This is a genomic window from Streptomyces sp. NPDC085866 (genome assembly GCF_044541035.1).
Lineage (GTDB): Bacteria > Actinomycetota > Actinomycetes > Streptomycetales > Streptomycetaceae > Streptomyces.
Genome location: NZ_JBITSQ010000027.1, coordinates 33118 through 50143, shown reverse-complemented (window position 1 = coordinate 50143; position 17026 = coordinate 33118). Strand labels below are relative to the sequence as shown.

The following is a 17026-nucleotide window of genomic DNA, read 5'->3' as shown; positions in this document are numbered from 1 at the left end:
CTGGGGGGGGGCGTGACAGGTGTCAACAGGGGGCGTGCGGCAGCGTCAGTGCGCCGGTTTGAGCGGGAGCAGCACGCTGATGCGGAATCCTCCGCCCGGGCGCGGGCCGGCGTCCAGGGTGCCGCCGACCATGCCGACCCGCTCGCGCATGCCGATCAGGCCGTGCCCCTGGCCGTCGGCGCCGCCCTCCTCGTACAGCTCGTGCGGGGCGCCCTTGCCGTCGTCCTCGACGAGCAGGCCGAGCCCGTCGTCGAAGTAGACCAGCCGCACGCTCGCGCCCGCGTTGGGCCCGCCGTGCTTGCGGGTGTTGGTGAGCGCCTCCTGCACGATGCGGTACGCGGTCAGCTCCACCCCGCTGGGCAGCGGGCGCGGGGTGCCCTCGACCTTGAAGTCGACGGGCAGACCGGAACTGCGGCACTGCTCGATGAGGTCGTCGATCTGATCGACGTCCGGCTGCGGGACGTACTCCCCGCTCTCTTGGTGCTCGCCGGTGCGCAGCACGCCCAGCAGGCGGCGCATCTCGGCGAGGGCCTGGCGGCCGGTGGAGGAGATCGTCTCCAGGGCCTTCTTCGCCTGGTCGGGCGCGGCGTCGAGGACGTAGGCGGCGCCGTCGGCCTGGACCACCATCACCGACACGTTGTGCGCGACGACGTCGTGCAGCTCGCGCGCGATCCGGGCGCGCTCGGCCGCGACCGCCACCTTCGCCTGTGCCTCGCGCTCCTTCTCCAGCCGGGCGGCGCGCTCCTCCAGCTGGGCGAAGTAGGCCCGGCGGGTGCGCATGGAGTCGCCGAGCACCCAGGCCAGGGCGAACGGCACCGTCTGGAACACCGCGATCGCCAGCCGGCCCAGCCCGCTGGAGTGCTGGTCCGGCCAGCGGATCTGCGCCAGGGTGGCCGCGAACAGGCTGACGAAGAGCGCGAGCCGGGAGGCCCAGCGCGCACCGACCGCCGCGACCGTGTAGGTGATCACCAGCATGGCGAAGTCGGCGGCGGTCATCTCGATGTCCAGGACCAGCTGGGCCAGCCCTGTCGCGAGAGCCAGCAGCAGCATCGCCTCCGGGAATCGGCGACGCAGCGCCACGACGACGCACAGGACGGCGGACACCGCCAGCCCACCGCCGACCGACATGTGGTGGTCCGGCACGCCGTTCTGACTCACCACGCTCACGCCGGAAAGCCCGAACAGGACGACGGCCCAGAAGCTGTCGACCCATGTCGGGTGCCTGCGGAGGAAGTCATAAAGGCGCTGCACGTAACCCAGAGTAGGGAAGCGAGATGCGTGCAGGGGTCAACCGGAGGGCCGATCCGCAGGAGCGACGCGTACTCCGCAAGGTGGATGCCGTGATCACCTGTACGCCTAGTCTGTCCCGGTGACGGATGAGGCGACGGCGGAGAGCATCCGCGAGGGGCGCGGCTGGCGGAAGGCGACCCAGGAGGCGCTCTACGGGCCGGGCGGCTTCTACCGGCGGCCCGAGGGCCCGGCCGGTCACTTCCGTACGTCCGTGCACGCGTCCGCGTTGTTCGCGGGCGCCGTGGCGCGGCTGCTGTGCCGGGTCGACGAGGCGCTCGGACGGCCGCGGACGCTGGACTTCGTCGACATGGGTGCCGGGCGCGGGGAGCTGGTGACCGGCTTGCTCGCCGCCCTGCCGGCCGACGTGGCGGCCCGCGCGCGCGGGTACGCCGTCGAGATCGCGGACCGTCCGGCGGGCCTGGACGACCGGATCGCCTGGCTGAGCGAACCCCCGGAGACGATCACCGGCCTGCTGTTCGCCAACGAGTGGCTGGACAACGTGCCCGTGGACGTCGCCGAGGTGGACCCGGCGGGTGTGCCCCGGCTGGTGCTCGTCACGGCGGACGGCACCGAGCGGCTCGGGGAGCCGGTGTCGGGCGCGGACGCGGACTGGCTGGCGCGGTGGTGGCCGCTGCCGGGCGAGGAGGGGCTGCGCGCGGAGATCGGGCTGCCCCGGGACCTGGCGTGGGCGGCCGCGGTGGACCGGGTGGTACGGGGCCTCGCGGTGGCCGTGGACTACGCGCACACAGCGGACGCGCGCCCCCCGTTCGGCACGCTCACCGGCTTCCGGGAGGGGCGCGAGACGCCGCCCGTGGCGGACGGCTCGTGCGACATCACGGCACATGTCGCGCTGGACGCGTGCGCGGCGGCCTGCACACCGACCTCTGCGACGGCCCGCAGGCCGCACACGCCCCTCGACACGGTGCGCACGCCCTCCGACACAGCGCGCACGCTCCCCGCCGCACGCCTGCTCACCCAACGCGCCGCCCTGCGCGCCCTGGACCTCACCGGCGCACGCCCCCCGCTCGCGCTGGCCTCGACGGACCCCGCCGCCTACGTACGCGCCCTGGCGAACGCCGGCGAGGCCGCCGAACTCACCGCCCCGGGCGGCCTCGGCGACTTCGGCTGGCTCCTCCAGCCGGTTGGAATCCCGGACCCACTCGCCTAGGGCCGCCGGATCACTTGTCGATGTCCCCGACCACGAAGAACATCGACCCCAGGATCGCCACCATGTCCGCCACCAGCGTCCCCGGGAGCAGCTCGGTCAGGGCCTGGATGTTGTTGTAGGACGCGGAGCGCAGCTTCAGCCGGTACGGGGTCTTCTCGCCCTTGCTGACCAGGTAGTAGCCGTTGATCCCGAGCGGGTTCTCGGTCCAGGCGTACGTGTGCCCCTCGGGCGCCTTCAGCACCTTGGGCAGCCGCTGGTTGATCGGCCCGGGCGGCAGCTCGGCGAACCGGTCCAGGCAGGCGTCGGCGAGGTCGAGTGCGTTGCGGGTCTGCTCCAGGAGCACCTCGAAACGGGCGAGACAGTCGCCCTCGCTCCGGGTGACGACCTTCAGCGTGTCCCGGAGGTCGCCGTAGGCCAGGTACGGCTCGTCGCGGCGCAGGTCGAAGTCGACGCCCGAGGCACGCGCGATGGGCCCGCTCACGCCGTAAGCGTGCACGGTCTCAGGCGTGAGCGCCCCCACGCCCCGCGTACGCCCCCGGAAGATCTCGTTGCCGAGCACCAGGTCGTCGAAGACGTCCATCCGGGAGCGCACGGCGGCGACGGCGGCACGCGCGCGTGCCGTCCACCCGGCCGGCAGGTCCTCCTTGAGGCCGCCGACACGGTTGAACATGTAGTGCATGCGCCCGCCGGAGACCTCCTCCATGACGTTCTGGAGCACCTCGCGCTCCCGGAACGCGTAGAAGACCGGCGTGATCCCGCCCAGCTCCAGCGGGTACGACCCGAGGAACATCAGGTGGTTCAGCACCCGGTTCAGCTCGGCGAGCAGCGTGCGCGTCCACACCGCGCGCTCGGGGACCTCCATGCCGAGCATCCGCTCCACGGCGAGGACCACGCCCAGCTCGTTCGAGAACGCCGACAGCCAGTCGTGGCGGTTGGCGAGCATGATGATCTGCCGGTAGTCGCGCGCCTCGAAGAGCTTCTCCGCGCCCCGGTGCATGTAGCCGATCACCGGCTCCGCGTGCACGATGCGCTCTCCGTCCAGCACCAGCTTGAGCCGCAGCACGCCGTGCGTGGACGGATGCTGGGGGCCGATGTTGAGCACCATGTCGGTGCTCTCGGCGGCACCGCCGATGCCGACCGTGGTCTCCGTCGCAGTCATGGACCCAGTTTCCCCTACGTACGCTGGCTCCATGGAAACGGGGATCCCCGAGGAGACCGGGGTTTCGGGGGAAGAGCCGGTGTGGCGGGGACTGCCGCCCGGCCTGCTGCGCATGCGCCGCCTGCTGCTGGCGGTGTGGACGGGCGTGCTCGCCCTCGCTGCGGGACTGCTGCCCGGCCTGCTCGCCGGCTGGACGTGGGCCGCCTTCGCGCTGCTCCCGCCGGCCCTGGGCGCGTGGGGCTGGCGGCTGCTGGGCCGCAACTGGCGCTCCTGGCGGTACGCCGAGCGCGCCGACGACCTGCTGATCAGCCGCGGTGTCCTGTGGCGCGAGGAGACCGTGGTGCCGTACGGGCGGATGCAGCTGGTGGAGGTCACCTCGGGGCCCGTGGAGCGCTACTTCGGGCTGGCCAGCGTGCAGCTGCACACCGCCGCCGCGGCGACCGACGCGACCATCCCGGGGCTGGACCCGGCCGAGGCGGAGCGGCTGCGCGACCGGCTCACCGAGCTCGGCGAGGCCCGATCGGCCGGCCTGTGACCACGCCCGACCTCGACGACGTGGCGGCACGCCCGCCCCTGGCCGAGCGGCGGCTGCACCCCGTCACGCCCTTCCGGCGGGCCTGGGCACCGGTCGCCGTACTCGCCGGCTGGGCCGGACACGACCCGAGCGGCGCGCAGGAGCAGCTCCAGCGGCTGACCTCCACGATGCTGCTCGTCGGGCTCGCCGTGCTGGTCCCGGCGGCCGGCCTCTACGGCTTCCTGTCCTGGTGGTTCACGCACTTCGCGGTCACCGACAGCGAACTGCGCATCCGTACCGGGCTGCTGTTCCGGCGCACCGCGCACATCCGGCTGGAGCGCATCCAGGCGGTCGACGTCACGCGCCCGCTCCTCGCGCGCGTGGCGGGTGTCGCGAAGCTGCGCATCGACGTCGTCGGGGCCGACAAGAAGGACGAACTCGCCTTCCTGGGCGAGCAGGAGGCGCGCACCCTGCGCGCGGAGCTGCTCGCGCGCGCCGCCGGTTTCGCGCCCGAGACGGCGCGCGAAGTCGGCGAGGCACCGGCGCAGGAGCTGCTTCGGGTGCCCCCGCGCAAGCTGGCGCTCTCCCTCGTGCTGACGGGCGCCACCTGGGGCTCGCTGGCCGCCGCCCTCGTCGTACCGCCCGTGCTGTGGCTCGCCACCCACAGCGTGTGGACGGTCCTCGCCGCCGCCCTGCCGCTGCTCGGCACGGCGGGCGCGAGCAGCGCGGGGCGGTTCGTCGCCGAATACGACTGGACGGTGGGTGAGTCCCCGGACGGGCTGCGCATCGACCACGGGCTGCTCGACCGCGCGCACGAGACCGTGCCCCCGGGACGGGTGCAGACCGTGCGAATCGTGGAACCGCTGCTGTGGCGACGGCGGGGCTGGGTGCGGGTGGAGCTGGACGTGGCCGGGTCCGACAACTCCGTGCTGGTGCCGGTCGCCCCGCGCGCGGTGGCCGAGTCGGTCATAGCACGCATACTGCCCGGCGTGACCGTACCGGAGTCGCTGTCCCGCCCGCCCCGGCGAGCCGGTCGGTGCGTGCCGGTGTGGTGGCGCGGGCACGGCCTCGCGGTCACCGAAGGGGTGTTCGCCGCCCGGCACGGTCTGCTGCGCCGCCGTCTGTCGCTGGTCCCGCACGCCAAGGTGCAGAGCGTACGGCTCACCCAGGGGCCCTGGGAGCGGCTGTGGCGGCTCGCCGACGTCCACGTGGACACCGGGGCCGGCAAGACCGTCACGGCCCGCCTGCGGGACGCCGAGGAGGCCGCGCTGCTGCTGCGCGCCCAGGCGGAGCGGTCCCGCACCGGCCGCAGGGACGCCCGCCCCGACCGCTGGATGGCGTGAGCCCGGCCCACCCCTCGCGGGTGGACCGGGCCCGGTGCCTGGTGGATGCCTGGTGGATGCCTGGTGGAGTCTCAGGAAGCGGCGGTGCGCAGCCCCTGGAGGTCGATCTGCTCCGTCTCGTCGTGCGCGGTCAGGTCGATGACCTGGCCGACACCGCGCGACTCCGCGTCGGCGGGCTTGAACTCGGCCTCCGCCTCGGCCTTGTGCAGCGCGAGGGCCTCCTGGCCGACGACGTCGGCGAGGTCCTCGTTCTGCACGGACTCCAGCGCGGCGGACGCCGACTGCTTCTGGGTGCCGAAGAAGTCGAACCCGCCCTCGATCGCCGGGCGCCGCACGGGCGCGGCCGGCACGACGGCCACCGCGGTCGGCACCGTGAAGTGACCGGCGGGCTGCTGCCCCGCGGGCTTGGCGGACTGGTCCGGCGTCGTCGAGGTGGCGGCCGCGGGCTCGTGCCCGCCGACCGCCTCGGGCTTCCCCTGCGCCTCGCCCTCCGTGACGGCCTCCTGCGCGGGTTCCTTGCGCACACCGTCACCCGGGGCCTCGGCGGACCCGGCCGACTTCGACTCGGCCGTGACGGGCTCGGGCTTGACGGGCTCGGGCCTGACCGGCTCGGGCACGGCGGACCCGGCCTGGGCAACCGCGGCCTTGGCGGACTCGACTTTGGCGGACTCGACTTTGGCGGACTCAGCCTCGGCGGACCCAGCCCCGGCGGACTCGACCTCGGCCTCGACCTCGGCCTTGACTGACGCCCCGTCACGGTCCAGCCGAGACAGCGCCACCGCGGCCTTCAGGAACAGCTGAGCGCCCTCGGCGGAGAACACCGGGCCGCCCTTCGGCTTCTCCTCGGCGGCCTCGGCCGTGTCGACCGTCTCTGCGTCCTCGGGCTCGGCAGTCTCGGGCTCGGCGCTGCGCGCGGGCGGCAGCGCGGGCGGGCCGGACGGCACGGCCGACTCGATCTCCAGCAGCCGGCGTCCCTCCAGGGCGCTCGCGCGCTCGGTCTCCGCCGTGGCGTAGCGGCGCAGCAGGGCCGCGTGCTCGTTGCGCAGCCCCGCCAGCTCCGCGCGCTTGGCGCGCAGCCGCTGCTCGAGCTTGGTGCGCAGCTCGCGCGACTCCTCCAGGTCGGTCTCCAGCTCGGCGACCCGTTCGTCGTAGCGCCACTCGTCGCTGGCACGCGCGCGCGTGAGGTCGGCGACCTGCTTGCCCGCATGGGAGTCCCAGCGGCGCATCACGACGGCGCCCACGACAGCGGTCGCCGCGGCGGCCGCGGCGAGCGTGCGCAACACCGTGACCTCGGAGAACACCCAGGGACCCAGCGCGCAGACGACGGACACGCCGGCGATCGCCGACGGAGGCAACAGCCGGTGCAGAGGCGGTGAATGGCGGTGGCGTCCACGTGGCATGGCCAGAAACTTACCGCGCGTAGGCGATTCGTGGACCCCCGCCCCGTAAAAACACCGCCGCACCAAGAGCTTCCCGGGCATCTGGGCCCCCGGCGGCTCAGCGGTCGCTGAGCCGCCCGCTGAGCCACTGCAGCGTCGGCGGGATCTCCCGGCGCCAGGTGTTGAAGTTGTGCCCGCCGCTGTCCAGGATGATCGACGAGATCCGGGTCAGGTTCGTGGCCTGCACATCCCCTATGAACTTGAGGGTGTCCTTGTAGTTGTGTTCGCCGATCCTGCTGCTGGTGACGAGCAGCGAGGTGTCGGGCGCGGGCTCGCGCTTGAGGAGCCACCACAGGTCGGCACGATTCTGCAGATTCGTGTCGCCGTGGAAGAGGTCACCGGTCGTGGGGTCGATCGGCGCCTTGTAGTAGGGCGAGAGACCGGCGGCGGCCGCGTAGACGCTCGGGTGGTGCATGGCGATCTTCAGTGCGCAGTAGCCGCCGGTGGAGTCGCCGACGATGCCCCAGCTGCCGGGCCGCTTGCCCACCCGGTAGTGCGCGAGTACGGCCTCGGGCAGGTCCTTGGCGAAGAAGGTCTCGCTCTGCGGTCCGCCCGGGACGTCCACGCACTCGGTGTCGCGCGGCGGCGCCACGGTCGGCCGCAGCATCACCAGGATCATCGGCTGCATCCGCCCGTTCTTGGCCAGCTCCTGCGCCGTACGCGGGTAGTGCAGTTTGTCCACCAGGGCCTGCGCCGTACCGGGGTAGCCGGTCAGTACGACGGCCGCCGGGAACGTACGCGTGCGGTACTGCGGTTGGAAGTACTCGGGCGGCAGATAGACGTACGCCGGTGTGGCGATATGGGTCTTGCGGCCCACGATGTCCACCTTCTGGATCTGCCCGGCCGTCTGCGGCCGTGATCCGTTGACGCCCTTGACCAGGGAGGTGGAGACCACCTGCAGCGGGCCGCCCGTACCGGCGTTGGCCGAGTGGTCGACGACTATGCCCTGCTCGGTCTCCTGGCCGAACAGGTCCGCCCAAGTGGCGTAGAACCCGAAGGCCTGGTTGGCGGCGATCCCGAGGGAGCCGAAGAGGGCCAGCTGGGTGGCAAGGAGCAGGCCGACGCGCCCGCTGACGGCCCGCCAGTTCTGCCGGGCGAGCCGCGGCCACAACCACACCGTGGCGATGAACAGCACCGCGGCGAACATGACCGCAAGCGCCAGCACCTTGTTGCTCGTGAGACCCATGGGCTCTTCCTGCCTGCGCTTTCCGCCCGTGGCCCACCCAGCATCGTTGCAAGGGCTTGCCCGGGGCTTTCCTTGGCCTTTGACCCGACTTTCCGGAGGGGAGTGAACCTCTCTCCCCGAGACACCGTCCTAGAGGGCGCAATGTCGCCGGATGCCCCGATCGGCACCGGGTTCAAGGTCTCTCGCAGAACTACGGGATGCGATGTCTGTCAGGATAGATGGGGAAATGTCGGGCGGGGTTCCGGGCCGATCAAGCCGGGCGCGGCGCATACTGCGCGGCCCGCGCCCCGAGGTCGTCCCCGCTCTGGTCGGCAGGGCGTGCGCCCTGGTGGGCGTGGTGGACATTGCCGCGGGCGTGTTCCCGCGCTTCCGTCACAGCCGCATGCACGCCCTGGCCGAGGTACTGCCCGGCTCCTTCGGGCCCTTCGCGGCGGCACTCTCGCTCAGCGCGGGTGTGCTGCTGCTCCTGCTCGCACATGGACTCAAGCGGCGCAAGCGCCGGGCGTGGCGCGCCGCGGTCGCGCTCCTGCCCGCCGGTGCGGCCGCCGAGTTCGTGTACCGGCACTCGGTCATCGGCATGCTCATCTCGATGGCGATCCTGATTCCGCTGCTGCGCCACCGCGACGAGTTCGCGGCCCTGCCCGACCCGCGCAGCCGCTGGCGCGCGCTCGCCAACTTCGTCCTGATGGCCGCCGGTTCCCTCGCCCTCGGCCTGGTCATCGTCAGCGTCCATCCGAACCGGATGGTCGGCGACCCGAGCCTGGCCGACCGCCTGACGCACGTCGTCTACGGCCTGTTCGGCTTCGAGGGCCCGCTGGACTACGACGGCAACACGTCCTGGACGGTCGCCTTCTCCCTCGGCGCCCTCGGCTGGCTGACCGCGGTCACCACCATCTACTTCGCCTTCCGCCCCGAACACCCGGCCGCCCGCCTCACCGAGGAGGACGAGGCCCGGCTGCGCGCCCTGCTGGACAAGCACGGCGGCCGCGACTCCCTCGGCCACTTCTCGCTGCGCCGCGACAAGGCGGTCGTCTTCTCGCCCAGCGGCAAGGCGGCGGTCACCTACCGCGTGGTCTCCGGCGTGATGCTCGCCAGCGGCGACCCGATCGGCGACGTCGAGGCCTGGCCCGGCGCCATCGAACGCTTCATGGACGAGGCCAAGGCGCACTCCTGGACCCCGGCCGTCATGGGCTGCTCGGAGACGGGCGGCGAGGTGTGGACCCGCGAGACCGGCCTGGACGCCCTGGAGCTGGGCGACGAGGCGGTGGTCGACGTGGCGGATTTCTCACTCGCCGGACGCGCGATGCGCAACGTGCGCCAGATGGTCAAGCGCATCGAGCGGGCCGGCTACGAAACCCGGGTGCGGCGCATCCGTGACCTCGGCGAGGCCGAACTGGAGCGCATCCGCCGGGCGGCGGAGGACTGGCGCGGCACCGACACCGAGCGCGGCTTCTCCATGGCGCTCGGCCGCATCGGCGACCCCACCGACGGCGACTGTCTGATCGCCACCGCCCACAAGGCCGACGACGAGCCCGGCGAGTACGGCGACCTGAAGGCGATCCTGCACTTCGTGCCCTGGGGAACCGACGGCGTCTCCCTGGACCTGATGCGCCGCGACCGCACCGCCGACCCCGGCATGAACGAGCTGCTGATCGTCGCCGCCCTGCAGGCCGCCCCCAAGTTCGGCATCACGCGGGTCTCGCTGAACTTCGCGATGTTCCGCTCCGCCCTCGCGCGCGGGGAGAAGATCGGCGCGGGCCCGGTGCTGCGCGCCTGGCGCGGACTGCTGGTGTTCCTCTCCCGCTGGTTCCAGATCGAGTCGCTGTACAAGTTCAACGCCAAGTTCCAGCCGCGCTGGGAGCCGCGCTTCGTCGTCTACCGCGCCTCCGCCGACCTGCCCCGCATCGGCTTCGCCGCCATGCAGGCGGAGGGCTTCGTCGACCTCGCCCTGCCGCTGCCGCGCTTCCTGCGCCGGCGCCGGGCCGCCGCCGAGCGCCCCTGCGCGCACGCCGTGGCGGAACGCGACGTCCGAGCCGCCTGACCCCGGCCTGCCGTGCGCAGAGCACGGCCCGGCCCCTGACCGGCCCGGGCGGAAGCCCCACCCCCTCCAGCACGGGGGCTTCCGCCCGGGCCGCGGCGCGTGGGCGGCGCCCCCCTGGGCCTACGCTGAACGTATGAACAACCTCAGCGGGCGCGGCCGAGTGGCAGGCCTTCCGGCATGGGACCGGTGCGCGGTCATGGGGGTCGTGAACGTGACCCCCGATTCCTTCTCCGACGGCGGCCGCTGGTTCGACACGACCGTCGCCGTCAAGCACGGCCTGGACCTGGTGGCCGAGGGCGCGGACCTGGTCGACGTCGGCGGCGAGTCCACCCGCCCCGGTGCCACCCGCGTCGACGAGGCCGAGGAACTCAGGCGCGTCATCCCCGTCGTCCGCGGCCTCGCCTCCGAAGGCGTGGCCGTCTCCGTCGACACCATGCGCGCCTCCGTCGCCGAACAGGCCCTCGCCGCCGGCGCCGCCCTCGTCAACGACGTCAGCGGCGGCCTCGCCGACCCCGCGATGATCCCCGTGGTCGCCGCCACGGGCGCGCCCTTCGTCGTCATGCACTGGCGCGGCTTCCTGCAGGGCGACAACGTCCAGGGCGCGTACGAGGACGTCGTCGCCGAAGTCGTGGACGAACTGCAGGCGCGCGTGGAGGCCGTTCTCGAGGGCGGCATCGCCCCCGACCGCATCGTCGTCGACCCCGGCCTCGGCTTCTCCAAGCAGGCCGAGCACGACCTCTCCCTGCTCGCCCACCTCGACCGCCTGCACGCCCTGGGCCACCCCCTGCTCGTCGCCGCCTCCCGCAAGCGGTTCCTCGGCCGCGTCCTCGCCGGCCCGGAAGGCGCGCCCCCGCCGGCCCGCGAGCGCGACGCCGCCACGGCCGCCGTCTCCGCGCTCGCAGCGCACGCCGGCGCGTGGGCGGTGCGCGTGCACGAGGTACGCGCCACCGCGGATGCGGTGCGGGTCGCGCGCGCCGTTGAAGGAGCCCGGTGAGCGCCCCCCACACCGACGTCGAACAGGTGGAGGCCGCCAACACCGCCTTCTACGAGGCGATGGAGCGCGGTGACTTCGAGGAGCTGTCCTCGCTCTGGCTCACGCCCTCCGACCTGGGCGTCGACGAGGAGTACCACGACCCGGCCGACACCGGCGTGATCTCCTGCGTCCACCCCGGCTGGCCGGTGCTCACCGGCCGCTCCGAGGTCCTCAGGTCGTACGCGCTGATCATGGCGAACACCGACTACATCCAGTTCTTCCTCACCGACGTGCACGTCTCCGTCACCGGCGACACCGCCCTCGTGACCTGCACCGAGAACATCCTCAGCGGCGGCCCCGCCCCCGAGGACGGCACGGAACTCGGCCCCCTGGTCGGCCAGCTCGTCGTCGCCACGAACGTGTTCCGGCGCACACCCACCGGCTGGAAACTCTGGTCGCACCACGCCTCCCCCGTACTGGCCGAATCCGACGAGGAAGAGGAGAACGGCCAGAACGGTGCGAACGGCGACCATCCGGGCGAAAACCCTCTCGCGTGACCGGGTACGAGCCCCATAAGGACCAAGAAGTGGTTGGAATCACCTACCCGGGGGTATGTGCGGCTACCAGCCCATGACGCGGCCGGGTTCCCCAGGGGAAACACACGGTGAAGCCTCCGGGTCCCCGCCCGGGCACGCGCCCCCGTCACCCGGATGTGTCAGCGCCCGCAGGTAGATTCGTCAGAGGCCGGTGTGCCGCCCGCACGCGGCACCGCCCGGCCGTTCCCGACGATTGCAGGAGTGATTCGCGTGGATCGTGTCGCGCTGCGCGGCCTGAAGGCCCGCGGGCACCACGGTGTGTTCCCCAAGGAGCGCGAGGAGGGTCAGACCTTCATCGTGGACCTCGTCCTTGGCCTGGACACCCGGCCGGCCGCGGCCGACGACGACCTGGCGAAGACCGTCCACTACGGCATCGTGGCCGAAGAGGTCGTGGCCGTGGTCGAGGGCGAACCGGTGAATCTCATCGAGACCCTCGCCGAGCGGATCGCCCAGACCTGCCTGAAGCACGAAGGGGTCCAGGAGGTCGAGGTCTGCGTCCACAAGCCGGACGCCCCGATCACCGTCCCCTTCGACGACGTGACCGTCACCATCACCCGGAGCCGAGTATGACCCGACCTTTCGCCCAGGGTCACAGCGACCCGACCGTCCAGCCGGTGCCCGCCTCGGTCGTCGAGCAGGTGGACGCCGCCGACACGACATTGAGCAACCCGAAATGGGCCGTGATCTCCATCGGCTCCAATCTCGGCAACCGCCTGGAGACCCTCCAGGGAGCCGTCGACGCCCTGGAGGACACCCCCGGTGTCCGTGTGAAGGCCGTGTCGCCGGTCTACGAGACGGAGCCGTGGGGCGTCGAGCCCGGCAGCCAGCCCTCCTACTTCAACGCCGTCGTCGTCCTGAAGACCACCCTGCCCCCGTCCTCCCTGCTGGAGCGGGCCCACGCCGTCGAGGAGGCCTTCAACCGGGTCCGCGACGAGCGCTGGGGGCCGCGCACCCTGGACGTCGACATCGTCGCCTACGCGGGCGTCACCTCCGACGACCCGCAGCTCACCCTCCCCCACCCGCGCGCCCACGAACGCGCCTTCGTGCTCGCCCCGTGGCACGACATCGACCCGCAGGCACTGCTGCCCGGGCGGGGCACGGTGGCCGAACTGCTGTCGGCCGTCACCCGCAACGGCATCGAGGCACGCAAGGACCTGGAACTCCGACTGCCCGAGTAGTCGTTAAGGTCAAGACGACCACAGTCCGGGACCGGTCCGGGGGAGCTGAAGGGACACCGTGAGAGAGCTGCGCATCAGGGTGCTGGTCGGCGTGTTCGTCGTGGCCGGCGTCCTGTCCTGGGCGGGTGCCCGCCTCTGGAACTCGATCGGGACACTCCCCAGCGTCCCCCTGGCCGCCCCCGTCGTCCTCGGGCTGATCGCGGTGGTCCTGCTCGCCACCGCGCTCTCGCTGCGCGCCCGCCTCAGGGCCCAGCGCGAGCGCCGCCCCGGCGCCAAGGGCGTCGACCCCCTGATGGCCGCCCGAGCGGTCGTCTTCGGGCAGGCCAGCGCCCTGGTGGCCGCCCTGGTCGCCGGTATGTACGGCGGCACGGGCGTCTTCCTCCTGGAGCTCCTCGACATCCCCGCCCGCCGCGACCAGGCCCTCTACGCCGGCCTCTCGGTCCTGGCCGGCATCGGCGTGATAGCGGCGGCCATGTTCCTGGAGCGGGTCTGCAAGCTCCCCGAGGACGAGGACCGCAACCACGCGGGCGTGGAGCCGGCGGCCTGACCACCGGCTCCGGTCGTTCGGCGCAGGTCGGTCAGCGCGCCATGATGAGGCTCATCGCCTCGTTCCGCGTCGCCGCGTCGCGCAGCTGACCGCGCACCGCCGAGGTGATCGTCTTCGCGCCCGGCTTGCGGATGCCCCGCATCGACATGCACATGTGCTCGCACTCGACGACCACGATCACGCCCCGCGGCTCCAGGATCTCCATCAGGGAGTCCGCTATCTGCGTGGTGAGCCGTTCCTGCACCTGCGGGCGCCGGGCATAGACGTCCACGAGCCGGGCCAGCTTGGACAGACCGGTGATCTTCCCGGTCACGGACGGGATGTAGCCGACGTGGGCGACGCCCCGGAACGGCACCAGATGATGCTCACAGGTGCTGTAGACCTCGATGTCCTTCACGAGCACCATCTCGTCGTGCCCCAGGTCGAACGTCGTGGTCAGGACGTCCTCGGGCTTCTGCCACAGGCCCGCGAAGATCTCCTTGTACGCCCGCGCCACCCGCGCCGGCGTCTCCCTGAGGCCCTCACGATCCGGATCCTCACCGACCGCGATCAGCAGTTCCCGTACGGCGTTCTCGGCGCGCTTCTCGTCGAACTCGCCGATGGTGCCCTCACCGTCCAGGGTCACGGGGTCGGTCATCTGGTTCCTCGTTCCTGTGCTGTCACGCGTGCGTCCACGCGCTCTGTCTGCGGACATACGAAATGCCGCGCCCCCCAGGCTAGAACCTGGGGGCCGCGGCATTCATTCCGGCCTGATGGCTGAAAGTGTTCAGCTCTCGGGGCGGTCGTCCGGGGTCTTGTCCGTCACCGGGGCGGACTCCGACGCCGTCGACTTGGCCGTGCTGATCGCCGCCGTCGATCCGTTCGCCCCGTTGGTCAGTGCCAGCTCTCTCGGCGAGAGCACCGGCGGGCGGGTGGAGGGGGTGCGGCGGGAGGAGCCGGTCCACGCGGGCCGCGGCGGGCGCTTGTGGATCGGGGCGAAGATCTCGGCGATCTCCTCCTTGCCCAGGGTCTCCTTCTCCAGCAGGTGGAGGACGAGCTGGTCGAGCACGTCGCGGTTCTCGACCAGGATCTCCCAGGCCTCGTTGTGCGCGGTCTCGATGAGCTTCTTGACCTCTTCGTCGACCAGCGCGGCGACCTCTTCCGAGTAGTCGCGCTGGTGAGCCATCTCACGTCCGAGGAAGGGCTCGCTGTTGTCGCCGCCGAACTTGATCGCGCCGAGCCGCTCGGTCATGCCGTACTGCGTGACCATCGCGCGGGCCAGGTTGGTGGCCTTCTCGATGTCGTTGGCGGCGCCGGTGGTCGGGTCGTGGAAGACCAGTTCCTCGGCCGCGCGGCCGCCCAGCATGTAGGCGAGCTGGTCGAGCATCTCGTTGCGGGTGGTCGAGTACTTGTCCTCGTCCGGGAGCACCATCGTGTAGCCGAGGGCACGGCCGCGGGAGAGGATCGTGATCTTGTGGACCGGGTCGGAGTTCGGCGAGGCCGCCGCGACCAGGGCGTGACCGCCCTCGTGGTACGCGGTGATCTTCTTCTCCTTGTCCGACATGATCCGGGTCCGCTTCTGCGGGCCCGCGACCACGCGGTCGATCGCCTCGTCCAGCGCCTTGTTGTCGATCAGCTTCTGGTCGCTGCGGGCGGTGAGCAGCGCGGCCTCGTTCAGCACGTTGGCGAGGTCGGCGCCGGTCATACCGGGGGTGCGGCGGGCGACGGCGGCCAGGTCGACGTCGGGCGCGACCGGCTTGCCCTTCTGGTGAACCTTGAGGATCTCCATGCGGCCCTGCAGGTCCGGCGGGTCGACCGCGATCTGGCGGTCGAAGCGGCCGGGGCGGAGCAGAGCCGGGTCGAGGATGTCGGGCCGGTTCGTCGCGGCGATGAGGATCACGCCGCCCTTGACGTCGAAGCCGTCCATCTCGACGAGCAGCTGGTTCAGCGTCTGCTCGCGCTCGTCGTGACCGCCGCCGAGGCCGGCGCCGCGGTGGCGGCCGACCGCGTCGATCTCGTCGACGAAGACGATCGCCGGGGCGTTCGCCTTGGCCTGCTCGAAGAGGTCACGGACACGGGAGGCACCGACACCGACGAACATCTCGACGAAGTCGGAACCGGAGATCGAGTAGAAGGGCACTCCGGCCTCGCCGGCCACGGCGCGCGCGAGGAGCGTCTTGCCGGTACCGGGACGGCCGTAGAGGAGCACACCCTTGGGGATCTTGGCGCCGACGGCCTGGAACTTGGCCGGCTCCTGGAGGAACTCCTTGATCTCGTGGAGCTCCTCGACGGCCTCGTCGCAGCCCGCGACGTCGGCGAAGGTCGTCTTCGGGGTGTCCTTGGTGATGAGCTTGGCCTTGGACTTGCCGAAGTTCATGACCCGGGAGCCGCCGCCCTGCATCTGATTCATCAGGAACAGGAAGACGACCACGATCAGGACGAAGGGCAGCAGGGAGAGCAGCACGCCGACGAACGGGTTCTGCTTGGACGGCGAAACCGTGTAGCCGTCCGGAATCTGCTTGTCCTGGTACTTGGTCTGCAGTGTGGCGGCGATGGTCACGCCCTGGTCGCCGATGTAGCTCGCCTGGATCTTCGAGCTGCCCTCGACCTTCTGGCCGTCCTTGAGGGTGACCTTGATGGTCTGCTCGTCACCGGTGGTGAGCTTGGCCGACTCGACCTTGTTCTCGTTGATCGCCGCCACGACCTGGCCGGTGTCCACCGTCTTGTAGCCGCCGGACGAGCCGACGACCTGCATCAACACGACCACGGCAAGGACGGCCAGCACGATCCACATGACCGGCCCACGGAAGTATCGCTTCACGTCCATCCATACGGAGCGGTGCCGCCCCGTCCCTCCTGCCATAGTGAGTTTGATAAGACAGTTCTTCTGACGGTACCCCAGCATTGTTGTCCGAAGCCGCACGGAGTGGCACGGACGGCTGGCATTCCCGTCTCTGCTTGCTCCAACGGCGCGAAACCCGCTGGGGTTCCCGATCGTCTTACAGGGGCTGGCCCGATTGGCTCAGCCGCCGTAGACGTGAGGCGCGAGCGTACCGACGAACGGCAGGTTGCGGTACTTCTCGGCGTAGTCGAGGCCGTAGCCGACGACGAACTCGTTGGGGATGTCGAAGCCGACCCATTCCACGTCGATGGCGACCTTGGCGGCGTCCGGCTTGCGCAGCAGCGTGCACACCTTGAGGGACTCGGGCTCGCGGGATCCGAGGTTGGACAGCAGCCAGGACAGGGTCAGTCCGGAGTCGATGATGTCCTCGACGATCAGGACGTGCTTGCCCTTGATGTCGGTGTCCAGGTCCTTGAGGATCCGCACGACACCGGAGGACTGGGTGCCCGCGCCGTAGGACGACACGGCCATCCAGTCCATGGTGACGGGGGTGGACAGCGCCCGGGCCAGGTCGGCCATGACCATGACGGCGCCCTTGAGCACGCCGACGATGAGCAGGTCCTTGCCCGCGTACTCCGCGTCGATCTTCGCGGCCAGCTCGGCCAGCTTCGCGTCGATCTCTTCCTTGGTGATGAGTACCTGCTTGAGGTCGGCACCCATGTCTTTCGCGTCCACCCGCATCACTTTCGGTCGTCCCGCACTTACGGCCGC

The 17026-nt window shown here is 71.5% G+C and carries 16 protein-coding genes; 9 read left to right on the top strand and 7 right to left on the bottom strand.

Going from position 1 to position 17026, the window contains the following annotated elements; translation table 11 throughout:
- Positions 1–45 precede the first annotated feature (45 nt).
- Positions 46–1251, bottom strand: coding sequence for a sensor histidine kinase (locus ACIF83_RS42805; RefSeq protein WP_393484528.1), 1206 nt, complete (start codon positions 1249–1251; stop codon positions 46–48).
- 118 nt (positions 1252–1369) lie between these two features.
- Here ACIF83_RS42805 and ACIF83_RS42800 point away from each other — a divergent pair, with 118 nt between their 5' ends.
- Positions 1370–2458 (top strand): SAM-dependent methyltransferase, encoded by a 1089-nt coding sequence (locus ACIF83_RS42800; protein WP_399735731.1) that lies wholly within the window; start codon positions 1370–1372, stop codon positions 2456–2458.
- A 10-nt stretch (positions 2459–2468) separates the two neighbouring features.
- Here ACIF83_RS42800 and ACIF83_RS42795 read toward each other — a convergent pair whose 3' ends face one another.
- Positions 2469–3617, bottom strand: coding sequence for an NADH-quinone oxidoreductase subunit D (locus ACIF83_RS42795; protein ID WP_393484524.1), 1149 nt, complete (start codon positions 3615–3617; stop codon positions 2469–2471).
- 31 nt (positions 3618–3648) lie between these two features.
- Between ACIF83_RS42795 and ACIF83_RS42790 the strand changes: the two genes are divergently transcribed.
- Together ACIF83_RS42790 and ACIF83_RS42785 are read left to right on the top strand one after the other, a co-directional pair.
- The gene (locus ACIF83_RS42790; protein WP_393484522.1) at positions 3649–4152 is read left to right on the top strand and encodes a PH domain-containing protein; all 504 of its coding nucleotides are present in this window, start codon (positions 3649–3651) and stop codon (positions 4150–4152) included.
- Positions 4149–5474 (top strand): PH domain-containing protein, encoded by a 1326-nt coding sequence (locus ACIF83_RS42785; protein ID WP_399735726.1) that lies wholly within the window; start codon positions 4149–4151, stop codon positions 5472–5474. Before ACIF83_RS42790 ends, ACIF83_RS42785 begins: the two co-directional genes overlap by 4 nt.
- Positions 5475–5545: 71 nt before the next feature.
- Here ACIF83_RS42785 and ACIF83_RS42780 read toward each other — a convergent pair whose 3' ends face one another.
- Together ACIF83_RS42780 and ACIF83_RS42775 are read right to left on the bottom strand one after the other, a co-directional pair.
- Positions 5546–6874 carry a hypothetical protein gene (locus ACIF83_RS42780; protein ID WP_399735723.1) on the bottom strand — a complete coding sequence of 443 codons (1329 nt, stop codon included), beginning with the start codon at positions 6872–6874 and terminating at the stop codon, positions 5546–5548.
- A 97-nt stretch (positions 6875–6971) separates the two neighbouring features.
- Positions 6972–8099 carry an alpha/beta hydrolase gene (locus ACIF83_RS42775; protein ID WP_399735720.1) on the bottom strand — a complete coding sequence of 376 codons (1128 nt, stop codon included), beginning with the start codon at positions 8097–8099 and terminating at the stop codon, positions 6972–6974.
- Positions 8100–8325: 226 nt separating this feature from the next.
- Between ACIF83_RS42775 and ACIF83_RS42770 the strand changes: the two genes are divergently transcribed.
- From ACIF83_RS42770 to ACIF83_RS42745, 6 genes are all read left to right on the top strand, one after another.
- On the top strand, positions 8326–10140 hold the full coding sequence (locus tag ACIF83_RS42770; protein ID WP_399735717.1) for a phosphatidylglycerol lysyltransferase domain-containing protein: 1815 nt from the start codon (positions 8326–8328) through the stop codon (positions 10138–10140).
- A gap of 133 nt (positions 10141–10273) precedes the next feature.
- Positions 10274–11134 carry a dihydropteroate synthase gene (gene folP, locus ACIF83_RS42765; RefSeq protein WP_393484513.1) on the top strand — a complete coding sequence of 287 codons (861 nt, stop codon included), beginning with the start codon at positions 10274–10276 and terminating at the stop codon, positions 11132–11134.
- The gene (locus ACIF83_RS42760) at positions 11131–11670 is read left to right on the top strand and encodes a nuclear transport factor 2 family protein (protein WP_393484512.1); all 540 of its coding nucleotides are present in this window, start codon (positions 11131–11133) and stop codon (positions 11668–11670) included. Before folP ends, ACIF83_RS42760 begins: the two co-directional genes overlap by 4 nt.
- Before the next feature lie 249 nt (positions 11671–11919).
- Positions 11920–12279, top strand: a complete 360-nt coding sequence (folB, locus tag ACIF83_RS42755) for a dihydroneopterin aldolase (protein ID WP_356299925.1) — start codon at positions 11920–11922, stop codon at positions 12277–12279.
- The gene (gene folK, locus ACIF83_RS42750) at positions 12276–12887 is read left to right on the top strand and encodes a 2-amino-4-hydroxy-6-hydroxymethyldihydropteridine diphosphokinase (RefSeq protein ID WP_393484510.1); all 612 of its coding nucleotides are present in this window, start codon (positions 12276–12278) and stop codon (positions 12885–12887) included. The genes folB and folK overlap by 4 nt, the downstream gene beginning before the upstream one ends.
- A 58-nt stretch (positions 12888–12945) precedes the next feature.
- Positions 12946–13434 carry a DUF3180 domain-containing protein gene (locus ACIF83_RS42745; RefSeq protein ID WP_399735711.1) on the top strand — a complete coding sequence of 163 codons (489 nt, stop codon included), beginning with the start codon at positions 12946–12948 and terminating at the stop codon, positions 13432–13434.
- Between the two features lie 31 nt (positions 13435–13465).
- On the opposite strand, the gene folE is transcribed toward ACIF83_RS42745, so the two are convergent.
- From folE to hpt, 3 genes are all read right to left on the bottom strand, one after another.
- Entirely contained in the window at positions 13466–14071 is a 606-nt protein-coding gene (folE, locus tag ACIF83_RS42740) for a GTP cyclohydrolase I FolE (RefSeq protein WP_094218329.1), read from the bottom strand.
- Positions 14072–14200: 129 nt separating this feature from the next.
- Positions 14201–16240 carry an ATP-dependent zinc metalloprotease FtsH gene (gene ftsH, locus ACIF83_RS42735; protein ID WP_393484506.1) on the bottom strand — a complete coding sequence of 680 codons (2040 nt, stop codon included), beginning with the start codon at positions 16238–16240 and terminating at the stop codon, positions 14201–14203.
- Positions 16241–16435: 195 nt separating this feature from the next.
- Positions 16436–16996: a hypoxanthine phosphoribosyltransferase gene (hpt, locus tag ACIF83_RS42730; RefSeq protein WP_067028163.1), complete on the bottom strand. Its 561-nt coding sequence runs from the start codon at positions 16994–16996 to the stop codon at positions 16436–16438.
- Positions 16997–17026: the final 30 nt, after the last annotated feature.